This is a genomic window from Terasakiella sp. (assembly GCF_048267425.1).
Lineage (GTDB): Bacteria > Pseudomonadota > Alphaproteobacteria > Rhodospirillales > Terasakiellaceae > Terasakiella.
The window spans coordinates 20,259-32,640 of the sequence record NZ_JBLWXN010000011.1; the positions used below are offsets into that span (position 1 = coordinate 20,259).

The 12,382-nt window shown below is 48.5% G+C and carries 4 protein-coding genes; all 4 read right to left on the reverse strand.

The window, feature by feature from the left end; all coding sequences use genetic code 11:
• Positions 1 to 39: 39 nt before the first annotated feature.
• From ACN0VA_RS15220 to ACN0VA_RS15235, 4 genes are read right to left on the reverse strand one after another with little or no spacing between them, the layout of a single operon-like run.
• Positions 40 to 5,736: an SDR family NAD(P)-dependent oxidoreductase gene (locus tag ACN0VA_RS15220; RefSeq protein ID WP_417821980.1), complete on the reverse strand. Its 5,697-nt coding sequence runs from the start codon at positions 5,734 to 5,736 to the stop codon at positions 40 to 42.
• Between the two features lie 30 nt (positions 5,737 to 5,766).
• A complete protein-coding gene (locus ACN0VA_RS15225; protein WP_417821981.1) occupies positions 5,767 to 6,411 on the reverse strand; it encodes a hypothetical protein in 645 nt (214 codons plus the stop codon).
• Entirely contained in the window at positions 6,408 to 7,625 is a 1,218-nt protein-coding gene (locus tag ACN0VA_RS15230; RefSeq protein ID WP_417821982.1) for a hypothetical protein, read from the reverse strand. The genes ACN0VA_RS15225 and ACN0VA_RS15230 overlap by 4 nt, the downstream gene beginning before the upstream one ends.
• Positions 7,622 to 12,382, reverse strand: coding sequence for an amino acid adenylation domain-containing protein (locus ACN0VA_RS15235; protein ID WP_417821983.1), 4,761 nt, complete (start codon positions 12,380 to 12,382; stop codon positions 7,622 to 7,624). Before ACN0VA_RS15235 ends, ACN0VA_RS15230 begins: the two co-directional genes overlap by 4 nt.

Sequence of the window (12,382 nt, forward strand, 5' to 3'; positions counted from 1 at the left end):
AAGCCCTGTTTGCTATTTGGCGAACAGGGCCTTTTTTTGTTAGCTGGCGAGTGTCTGTTCCAACAAGTTGGCGAGTTCTTCCAAACTTTGTTCATTTTCATCACTCATCGTTTCATCACTGAAACGATCGGCCAACAAGTCGTCTAGTAAATAATCGGCCAGTTTTTCAATGGTGGGATAGAGAAAAATCAACGTTGCGGGCAAACTGCAATCATATGTTTTTTGCAATCGGTTGCGAAATTCAACGGACAACATAGAATCCATCCCCAGATCGGCAAACCCTTGATGAAGACCGGGCCATTTTGATTTTGCCAGTCCAAGGATGGTGGCGACTTGTTTGGTCAATTGTTCTTGCAAAACGGTTTTACGGCTGTCTGGGGTCGCCTCGACCAATATTGTCAACAAAGAAGACCGTGTTTTATCTTCAGGATTGTTTGTTGCGGATTTGGTTGGAAGGACAGGTTCAAAGAGTAAGGCGGTACGGGATGGAATTTTATCCGCCCAACGGGCCCAATCCACATCGGCCAATGTGATTTCACAGATATCTTTATCCAGCAAAGCGCCCATTGCATTTAGGGCGGCCTCTGGATCAATGGGGGAAATCCCGGTTTGTTTGAGCTGATCTTCCACAGCTTCATTTTGTGCAAGATAACCTACATCGGCAATGGCGCCCCAGTTGATGCACAGGCTGTTTAACCCTTGGACGTGACGGTTGTAAGATAATCGGCGCAAATAATTGTTGCCTGCCACATAGTTGGCTTGACCGGGATTACCGATCACGACGGAGATGGACGAAAACAGGACAAACAGGTCAAGGTCGATATCTTGCGTACAATCGTGCAGATTTTTTGCCCCAATCGCCTTTGTCTTGAAGACTTTTTCAAAATCAACAGGTGTCAGTTGATTAAGATATCCATCGGCATAGATATTGGCGGCATGGATGATACCTGCCAAGGGAATGTCAGCCTCGCCTTTGTAAGGGGTGATTATATCGCGCAACGCGGCGGCATCGGTTACATCACAGGCTTTGATTTCGACTGTTATGCCCTGATTGCGCAAGTCCTGAATATCTGTGTTTGAGGTCTCCGGGATCGTTTGACTACGCCCTAGCAAGATCAAATGCCCGGCCCCGTTTGCGGCCATCCATTTGGCGACACTCAAACCAAAACCGCGCACACCACCGGTGATTAAATAGGCAGCGTCTTTTTTGAAACGCGTCAATTTAGTATCGGATTGTGTTGTAAAATGAGATGGATTGACAGGGATATAGGTTAAAGAACGTTCTCTTATTTTATCGAAGTAAGAGGCGGGCATCCCCATCAAATCAATAAAGCGGCCCGCAGGTTTGATCAGATTGATTTGACGTTGATAATCATGTGCGGGCGTTGTGTAAACCATCAGGTCTACGCCGTTGCTGCCTGTGATTTCCATAACGTGACGTTCAAGGTCGGGGGATGTTGCGCAGAGGGCAAGATCAGCCTGTTCAAACGTCTTTGTATCGTAGGTTATGACGATCACTTGTGCACCGGATTTCTGGACGTGCTGACATAATAAGGGCGTGAGGGCACTTTGATCATGCAAAATAACCCAATCGCCTTTTTGAAACGGGGGAACCTGTTTCAGGATATGTTGGACGGTCTCTTTGACGTTGATGTCATGGTGGATCGTTTGGTGTGATTTATCCGGTAAGGTCCTCGGGTCAAGGTGATGGAGCCTTTTGGCGAAAATAGCCGTGCCGTTCAGGGCGATTTCGGGACCAAGGGTGTCTTCTTCCAGAATGTCCAGTAACGTTGGAATATCGTTTTGATCCTGAAGGTCAACTTGTTGGCAGTTGATATTGGGATATTCATTGGCGATGACACGCCCCATTCCCCATAGCCCGGCACTCTCTAAGTCACCGTCACGATAACCTTGGGTGACAAGACAAATGTGACGGGGGATTTTTTGTTGGCTTCCCAGTGTTTGCAGGATACGGAGCAATTCAAGCTCCGCTTTATCTTGACCACAGAAGATTACCCCCCATTTTTCTGACGTAAAGTCAGGTAGATGATCCCCATCAAATAAAATGGCTTGTGCGCCTTTTTCAACGAAACCCGTTTGAATATCCTGTGCAAAATTATGATTGCCGCAGATCAACCAGTTTTGTGTCTGAAATTGGTCTGATCGCTTGGCGGGGAGAGACGTTTCGTCCCATTGGAAATTATAAAAATCACCTTCAAAATGTTGTAAAGGGTCTTCTTGGAAGGTGCTTAAAGCCTGACAAGTGAAACCGGATAGATGAGCGAGAATAAGGCCCTGTTCATCGCATAAGGTGATATTGCCTTTAACAAAGCTGTTATCAAACAGAACCAGTTCCGTGCAAGCAAACAGACGACGGGGTATTTTACCCGTTAAGATCAGGTGATCAAGATGAACGGGTAAATAAAGACCATCCAGCCCGTTTTCATCCAATAAGGACAGAAACGTTTGGAAAGCGCTATCCAGTAAACTGGGATGCAAGTGATAATCTGCATTGTCCAATTCATCAGGAAGGACCAGTTCTGCCAAGGCACGGGTGGGGGCGAGGTATAGGTTGTCAATCGCCTGAAAAGCCGGGCCGTAGGTCAATCCCCGGTGCTGAAAGGATTGGTAAAGGTCATCACGCCCGATTGTTTTTGTGGCTTGGGTACGCCAGTTTTGCAGGTCGATGGGGGCAATGTCGGGGGAGAAGGTGTCTGTGAACAGATAGCCACTGGCATGGTTCTGCCATTGCCCTGCGATTTGGGAGTGAATATTGAATTGACCTGTTTTTGGGGTGTAGCTGAATTGTATAGGTGTTGCTTCATCCTTGTTTAGGTATAAGGCTTTCTTAAACGACACATCATCGATCTGGACCGGAAAATCTGTTGTAGGGGACGCTGCCAATGCCATTTCAAGATAGGCGGCACCGGGGTAGACGATATCTGCGCCCACCTTGTGATCTTGTAAATAAGTATGGGTTTTCAAATCGATATCCATATCCCATAGGGGGGATGCACTGGGCAGGCGGCTGCCCAACAGGGGATGGACAGTTTGGGCATTGAAATGTTTGGTGCGCATCCCGCCTTTACGGTAATTTTCCGACTGTTCACTTTCCAGCCAATAACGTTCGCTTTGCCAAGGATAAAGCGGTAGATCAAGCGGGCGGGGCTTGTCAGGATAAAGCGTGATCCAATCCTCGAACATGCCCTGTTCAAACAGACGGGCGAGAACGTTCATCACGCTTTCGACCTCGTCTTGTTTGCGTCGCAGGCAACTGACGACAAAACAATCAGGCAGGGTTTCACTGATAGATGTCGCCAAAACCGGATGTGGGGCAAGTTCCACAAATGCATTACATCCAAAATCATTTAGGGACTGAATGGCATCGGCAAACAAGACGGGTTTGCGAATGTTGTCAAACCAGTACTCTGCGTTGATGGTGCGCCCGTCCCTTAAGGCCCCGCTGACGGTGGAAAAAAGCGGTGTATGTGTGGCTTGGGGGGTAAGAGACTGCAAAGCACTGACAAGTTCGTCTTTTAACGGGTCCATTTTGGGGCTGTGGTAGGGGACCTTGCCATTGATCATTTTGCAAAAAATATTGTTGTTCTTTAACTCCCTTACGATGTCGTTCAAGGCAATCTCACCGCCTGCCAAGGCTGTTGCAAAGGGGCTGTTGACGGCTCCAAGCGAGACTTCACTTTCTCGCCCTTTCAGGTAAAACGCCGTGTCTTCCTGCGATAATGCGGTGGCAAGAATGCGCCCCTGTCCTTCGGTTTGATGTTGCAGGCGGCTGCGGTGGTAAATCACAAGGCAGGCATCTTCAAGGCTAAGGGCACCGCTGACATGGGCGGCGGCAACTTCACCTGCGCTGTGTCCGACAATAGCATCGGGGGTAACGCCTTTGGACTTCAACAGCTCTGCCAAGGCGACTTGCAAGGCGAAAATACCGGGCTGGGCAATCTGGGTTTCTTCAATCCGGCTGTTGTCTTCGGCTCGGTTCAGTTCTTCCCATAGGGACCAGTCGGCATGATGGGATAAAAATTGATCAATCTCTTTAATCTTATGGGCAAAGAGCGGTTCTTCTTCCATAAGTTGACGTCCCATTGCCCACCATTGCGGTCCCATACCGGAAAAGACAAAAGCGATTTTTCCGGTATTTGTTGCAACGGATGCCGGTTCCCCATCTTGTTCCAGATATAAATCCAGTTTTTCCTTCAAATCAAAGCGGTCTTTGGCGACAAAGCCTGCGCGGAAATCATGGTGTTGACGCAGCCGGGCCAAGTTGGTCGCGATGTCACAAAGATCAACGTCTTTTTGATCCAGAAAACCCTTCAGGGAATGAACGGTTGCTTTCAATGCCTGATCATTTCGGGCGGACAAAGCGATAAGATGCGCGGGGTGCATGTCATTTTCTGTTGCGTGGGGTTGTGTCTGGTAATGGTCGGCACCTTCCAGGGCGACATGCACATTGGTCCCGCCGAAACCAAAGGAATTCACCCCGATGTAACGGGCCTGCTCACTTGCTTTAAAAGGTGTGTTTTCTGTGACGACACGCAGGTTCCAGTCCTCAAACGGGATGTTTTCATTTGGGGTGTTGAAATGAATGTTGGGTGGAATTTGTTCATAATGCAGGCTGAGGGCGGCTTTCATCAATCCGGCCATGCCCGATGCGGCCTCCAGATGGCCGATATTGGATTTGACCGATCCGATTTTACAGGGGGTATCTGTGGGGCGACCTTTGGCGAAAACATCGCTGATTGCGCCTGTTTCGATGGGATCCCCTGTTGGGGTGCCTGTGCCGTGGGCTTCCACATAAGCGACCTGTAGCGGGTCGATTTGCGCATGTTGATAGACGGTGCGCATCAACTCGGACTGGGATTGTCGACTGGGGACGGTGACGCTTTTAGTATGTCCGTCCTGATTAGACCCAGTGGCGTGAATAACGGCGTAAATACGGTTGTTATCGATGAGAGCTTGGGAAAGCGGTTTTAACAAAACAGCACCAACCCCTTCGCTACGGACATAGCCGTTTGCGCTGGCATCAAAAACCTTGCATCGTCCGTCCGGGGATAGAAAACCGCCTTTTGAAGTCGAAATCGTCCATTCCGGCTTAAAGATCATATTCACCCCACCGACAACGGCGCGGGTAATCTCGCCATTTTTAAGGGCGGTGCAGGCAAGATGCAGGGCAACCATAGAGGATGAACAAGCCGTATCGACGCTTAAACTCGGCCCCTTGAAATCGTAATAATGTGAAATCCGGTTGGATAGTAACGTTGCGCTGGACCCGATGGAAGTATGTGCCCCCAATAAGTCGCGTTGCATGGTGTCGTGGGATAACAGATTGTAATCCACGGCAAAACATCCGACATAAACCCCGGTTGAGCTGCCTTTTAAATGCGCGGGGATTTCACCGGCATCTTCAAACATTTCCCATGTGACTTGCAAAAGTTGACGTTGTTGGGGGTCCATTGCATTGGCTTCGCGCGGGGAAATACCGAAAAAGGCAGCATCGAATTTATCGAAATCGTCTATGAAACCGGCACAACGTGTACGAATGGTGCCGGGCTCACTCATATCATCGTTATAAAAATGATCAAGGTTCCAGCGATCTTCGGGAACTTCGGTAATGGCATCATATTTGTTGCAAATCAGGTCCCAGAACTGGCGCGGGCTGTTGGCACCGTGGGGGAAACGGCAGCCAAGGCCAATGATGGCAATCGGATCGTTTTTCATAGGCTTGTTCTCTTTCTTAATCTTATCCGTTTATTGGGCAACCATGCGGTATTGATCGGGGATGTAACCGTTGTTCAGCGCATATTGGATCAGGCGTTTACCGGGATAGATCACATCAATGGGGGATCGGGCGAGGTCGCAATCCTCAAAATGTGTGCAGCCAAGAACGAAGGCTTCGGCCTTTAGATGCGCGCTGGTTTCAATCAATTGATGCAGGATATCTTCGACAAAGGGTTCATTGTTTTCGACCGCTTCGACCAGCGAAACCATTGCATAGGACAAGGTCGTGGTCGTACGGTTGTTTTGGTCGCAAAATAGTCGAATATTGTTGATGGTATCTTCAAAACAGGCCACCACACCGACGGAAGAATATTGGGCTAGAAAATCGTTGTACACGAGGCTCAGACTTAAAATAGGGGTGCGGATTTTGTTGGCGAGACGATCCCAATCCACTGAAAAAGAAAGGGTATTGCAAAAGACAAGAAAGACATCAGCCTGTATGGGACGCAGCTTTTCCAGAATATAATCATCGATTAAGGGAACGCGTGCCAGAATGTCACGATAATCACTGGGGGAATTGGAAATAGGTAATCCCTGGGCCGCAATGCCCATGCGCGCCAACAGATCTATGCCGATTTGTGCATCACATCCATCACCGCCGATAACGTAAATCATATTGTTTCCTCCTTCTGGAAAAGGCCGAGTTCTTTTAATGTGTTGAAAACCAATTTGCTTTTGTCACCCAAGGCGCCGTTTTGAACGGCAAGGCGGTTTTCGTCTTGTGCCTCTTGCCAGCTGATCAAGGGGCTTATGGTCTGATTAATCTCTTGTGCGCGTTCAACCAGGTTGACAAAAACCTGATAGATTTTGCGTAGTTCCATCATGTTTTGCGGGGTGCCGATATGTCGGAGTTCCACATATAATTTGTCTGATTTTTCAATTGCGCGGGTGATTGTGCCAACGTCGCCATCAATGGTTCCGACCCCGGCATCAAAGACCAGTCGGCAATGCCAGAACGGCAGGGACAGGGCGTAAAAGTTGGCGAGGCTACCATTCACATGGGTTTTGTTATAACCGATTTTATCGGTGCGCATCTGCGAGGTTGTCGGAATATGATGAACGCGAAAAGCTGTTGCACCATTAAAGACCACGTCGGACACACGGGGGCGCCCATTTTGTGTATCAAAAAAAGCAAGTTCACCGTTTTTAACCGAATTGGACACGATAAAGGCGGGCAGGTCCAACAGGTTCGCAACATAATCGTCAAGGCTGTTAATTTCGCGCATTGGCAAGCCTGTGCGTTGTGCGCTGTAAGGGATGGCGTGCAGCCAGTTTTGCAAACGGGGTGTCTTTTTTATATCATGTCCGCCGTAAAGGTACACAAACAGGGGGGCGGTTAGATAAAGGGTGCGTAAAACAGCAGGAATTTCGGGCGTGGAAATATCAATCGCGGGCTGAAAAGCCAGTGAATTCATTAAATGCCAATGCCCCCAGTTTTGATGACGTACAATGCTGTAAAGGCCGGTGGAAACGGTGCGGTTCCAGTATTCGTCTTCGTTGGGTGGGGCATATTGGGATACCCAATGCAGGCGATATTCCGGCGTTATGGATTCAAAAAAGACAAGCAGCTTTTCCAGATTATCAATGGTCGCATCCAGATCGCAGAAGGGCAGGCTGACCAGTTCAACAATGGCGCAATTGTTATCCAGAATAAACCAGCCATTTTTGCCCGAAGCTCCCAGGGCCAGCCCGTTGTAGGGTTCTGTAATGGCGCTGTATCCGGCAGAAACGGCGCGATTAACGATTATGGCCCAGTCTTTTGGGGTGGCGGGTATGTCGTCTTTGGTCAGGAACAATTCCAGTTCCGCCCCTAACTTTCGCGATTTCATGCGAGGTGTCCTTCTTCCTGAACATTATGCGGTGTTGCGGGCAGGCTCAGTCCGTCAATAAACCGGTCCAGTTCGTCCTGATTGAAACCGTCATAATCGATGTCGGACGGGGTGAGTTCCCGTTCGGTTTTTTGGTCAATTTCGATGATCAGATGTTGCAGTTCTTCCTTGAAACGATGCAGTAAACCTTCAAGGGTCTGAGAACGATAATGGCGGGTGCTGTAGCCAATTTTGATGTTTAGTTTGCCCTTTGTGATCAGAGCAATCACTTCAATAAGAAAGGGTTGCGGGGCGTTGGGGGAAATATTGGGGGCAACATCACGGTCTGACAGGCTGAAAAGGTCACCTTCTTCAAATTCATCAAATTGACCGAGATAGTTAAAACTGATTTTCGGTGCAGCCGTTAAGGACTGTTTGGCAAGGTAACGTAACAGCCCGTATCCCATCCCTTTATCGGGAATGTTGCGCAAAACTTCCTTCACTTGTTTCAAATTTGTACTCCTGTCCGGGCTGGGTGTTGGCAGTAACACGGGGTACATGCTGGTTAGCCATCCGACATTTGCCCCGATGTTCAGGCCGTTATCCAGCGCTTCGCGACCATGACTTTCCAGCATAATGGCGGGAGGGGTCGTATCAACAAGGGGGCCGAAGGCACGTGACAGGGCACACAGCAGGAAATCATCAATTCGACTGTTAAACGTTTCGTGGATATCGCCAAGCAGGCGGGCGGTTTCCGTTTCAGGCAATGATGTTTCAACGATTTGGCAATCGGCGTGGGTACAGATGTCCTTTACAAAATCAAGGAATAACGGGCGCTTATGGGCCTGTTGGTCGATCATTTGCCAATAGGGTAATTGGTCGATTGCTGTCTTGCCTGCATAAGTATTGACGGCTTTTGCCCAATGGGAAAAAGAAACGACAGGCGGGGAGAGAGAAACGTTCAAGCTGTGATAAGTCGTTTCCAATTCTTCAAATAAGGTGCGCCAGGATACGGCATCAATAATCAGGTGAGGGGCTGTGATAAACAGGTAATCCTTTTCTTCAGCGCGAAACCAGCCAACCTGAACGCTTGGCCCCATCAGATCGACTTTTTCTTGTAAGGCCTGTGTCGTTGGGTGGTCGGGCGCAGAATTAAAGGATGTAAAACCGAAATCGACAGTCCCGATATATTGAATGAATTGATCCCCGTCGCGGCGAAATTTCAGCCGGAAAGCATCATGATTTGCCAAGACGGTTTGTAAGGATTGCTTGAGGCGATCTTCATCCAAACGGGATTTTGAAGTTAATAAAACCGACTGGTTAAAATGGTGTTTGGGGTCTGGATAAGTTTCAAAAAACCAATGTTGAATGGCGGTTAACGGGATCATATCCCCTGTTTTTAAGGGAGAATAAATCTGTTTGGGGTCATCAATTTTATGCAGTTTTTTAGCGAGTTCGGCAATAATGGGGTGATTGAAAAGGTCGCGCACATCCAATTTGTAATGTCTTTGATGTAAACGTGCGACAATTTGCAAGGCTTTGATGGAATCGCCACCCAAATAAAAGAAATTATCGGTGATGGAAACCTGATCACGGCCTAAAATATCGCATAACATATCACATATAAGGCGCTGTTCTTCTGTTTGTGGGGCGGTAAATGCATGAGTTGTATGAACCGCCTTTGCATCCATATGGGCCAAGGCTTTGCGATCAACCTTGCCGCTTTTGTTGACGGGTAGTTCTTTCAAATGAAAGAAATGTGCTGGGATCATATAATCAGCGATGCAGGTCTTTAAATGTCGATGAAGTTCTGCAATGTCGGGTGTGTGATCCATTTCAACAAAGGCATGAAGTTCCTGCCCGTTTGCCCCCATGTCTTTGGCAATGACGCAGGCTTTTTTTACACCGTCACAGGTCGCCAAATTGGCTTCGATATCGCCCAGTTCAATCCGGTAGCCACGAATTTTAACCTGATCATCATTGCGTCGTACAAAAACAATATTGCCGTCTTTTAAGCGATGGCAGATATCCCCGGTGCGATACATGAACTGATGGGTGGTATCGTCGGGGTGGGTAAACGGGTTGGGGATAAGGACGGCGCGTGTACGTGTATCCAGATTGACATAACCACGAAACAAGGCACTGCCACTGATATATAGTTCCCCATCGATCCCGCAAGGAACAGGGTTACCCCCGGGATCAAGGATATAGGCACGACAATCCCCAAGAACAGTGCCGATGGGGACTGAGGCGGTGCGATTATTGATGATATAATCTTGCGATTGCGTGAAGGCCAGAACATCGACACAACATTCCGTCGGACCATAAATATTGGTGATATCGATGGTGCTATCTTGCAAGCGTTGGGCCTGATGTTGGGGCAATGCCTCCCCGCCGATCAACAGGTGGCGAAGGGGTAAATCTTCAGCTTCGCCAAGGCCCGCCTCCAGCATGATATTGAGCAACGTTGGTGTGCCATCGCTGAGCTGGATCTGATGATCTTTCAGGAACGTCAGAAGGCGGTGACCATCCTGTTTGGTTTCCCTATCACACAGATGCAGGCTATGACCTTGCAGCAAGGCACCAAAGACCTGTTGAACGGAGGCATCAAAGACCAAAGCCGCCATCAAGGCCACATTCATATGTTTAGGCAAGTTGTGATAAAGACGTTCTTGTAACCCCTGTACCAGGTCGATGACGCTTTGATGTTCAATCATCACCCCTTTTGGGGTTCCGGTCGACCCGGACGTATAGATGATATAGGCTAATTGATCGGATTGAAGGGCGCGTTTGGGCTTACTGTCAGCTTGCAGGTCGATCTGGGGCTGTGCGTCTGTTAAGGAAATCCAGTGCAGGTCCTCGCCCAAATCGCTTTCGCTGTTTGCGCTTAAGATAAAACGGACGTTGGCGTCGGTGAGGATATAGCGCAATCGATCAACGGGTTGGGTGGTATCCAGCGGTAAATAACAGCCACCCGCCTTTAAAATGGCGAGGATGGAGACAATCGCCTCCGCGCTATTGTCCATATAAAGGGCAACGACATCTTCTTTTTGCAATCCGTGAGCCAGCAGAAAATGGGCAAGCTTGTTGGCTTTTATGTTCAGTTCACGGTAACTCATCGCCTTGTCGTTATGGACGAGGGCCGTATGGATGGGGAAGGCCGCAACCTGTTTTTCGAAAAGCTCAACAATCGTTGTTTTTATGATCGGTTTCTTACTCGGCGGTGTGATGTTTTGATCCTGTAAGCCGATTTCTGTTATGGCCTTGTCCGGTGTTGCCAGCATCTTTTCTAACAATGTGAAGAAATGATCGGCCATGTTCTGAATCGTTTTTTCGTCAAACAGATCGGCATTATATTCAAATTCGCAATGAAGGGTGCCGTCAGCTTGTTCTTCGGCCAAGAGGCTGAGATCGAATTTGGCAGTATCGCGGGCAAGGGTAACGCCTTCGATTTCAATACCTTGGAAACTGTCATTGGAAATAGGCATGTTTTGCAGCACACACATGACTTGCACAAGGGGGGCATAGCTCATATCGCGTTCGGGCTGAACCAGATCGACCAGTTTTTCAAACGGGACATCTTGGTGGCTGAAAGCTCCGCGTGCGCTTTGGGCTGTGCGTTTTAAAATTTCACGAAAACCCGGATTACCCGACAGGTCGGTGCGTAATGGCAACGTATTAATGAAAAAGCCGATCAAAGCTTCTTGTTCGCGTCGGGTACGCCCGGCGGTGTGGGTGCCGATTACAAGATCGTCATGGCCCATATATTTATGGATTAAGCTGTTCAGCGTTGCGCATAATCCCATGTAAAGACTGGCGTTTTCCTGCTTACAAAAACTGTCTAAACGATCTTTTAAGTCGGTTTTCATATAGGTATTAATGAGCCCACCGCGATAGCTTTGTTGTTTGGGGCGTGCCCGGTCATAGGGCAGTTCCAGCAATGGCGGTATGTTGGCAAGGGCCTGTTTCCAATAATCAAGTTGGCGGTCCAGTCCGCCTTGTTCCGCCCAAAGACGTTGCCACAAGGCAAAGTCAGCGTATTGGATATCCAGTGCGGGTAAATCGGGGGCGCAATTGTTCAAATAAGCATCGTAAAGCTGACTGAGTTCGCGAATAAGGATTTCCAGTGACCAGCCATCCCCGATGATATGATGTAAGACAAGGCAAAGCAGATAGGCATTGTCGTCTGTTTGAACGAGGCTGAGACGCAGCAATGGATCCTTTTCTAAATCAAAGGCATATCCGGTTTCTGTCTGGATATGATGATCAAGGAAGCTTTGTTGTGCGATCTTATCCAGATGACGAATGTCATGTCTGTCTATGGTGAATACACGGTTTTGAGAAATGACCTGTTCCCCGCGTTCTTTGACCGTGGTGAAATTGGTGCGCAGAATTTCATGGCGCGTTGCCAAGCTGTTCAGGGCACGTTCCAGACAGTCAAGATCCAGATGTCCGCTCAGGCGGCGGCAGGCGGGGATGTTATAGGCCGCGCTTTTTCCTTCTAAATTATACAGAAACCAAAGTCGTTGCTGGGCAAAAGACAGCGGTAGGCCTTTGCTGCGATCCATTGGTGTCAGTGCTAGATCGGTTTTGTTTCTGCTTTGTTGATTTTTCTTTAAAAAGGCAATGAGTTCGGTCTTGTTCGCTTTGATTTCATCGCGCAAAGCAGGGGTGATGGCCCCTTTTGGGGCTTCGAATTTCAATTGGTCATCTGGTCCATCAACCCGCAGGCGAATGGCCGATTTTTTGAGTTTAAGAAGCAGGGTTTCCATCGACAT

Bases quoted from the DNA above. Each gene is read 5' to 3' on its own strand.
- ACN0VA_RS15220 (WP_417821980.1), bottom strand. From the start codon at position 5,736: ATGAAAAACGATCCGATTGCCATCATTGGCCTTGGCTGCCGTTTCCCC.
- ACN0VA_RS15225 (WP_417821981.1), bottom strand. From the start codon at position 6,411: ATGATTTACGTTATCGGCGGTGATGGATGTGATGCACAAATCGGCATA.
- ACN0VA_RS15230 (WP_417821982.1), bottom strand. From the start codon at position 7,625: ATGAAATCGCGAAAGTTAGGGGCGGAACTGGAATTGTTCCTGACCAAA.
- ACN0VA_RS15235 (WP_417821983.1), bottom strand. From the start codon at position 12,382: ATGTCGATGGAAACCCTGCTTCTTAAACTCAAAAAATCGGCCATTCGC.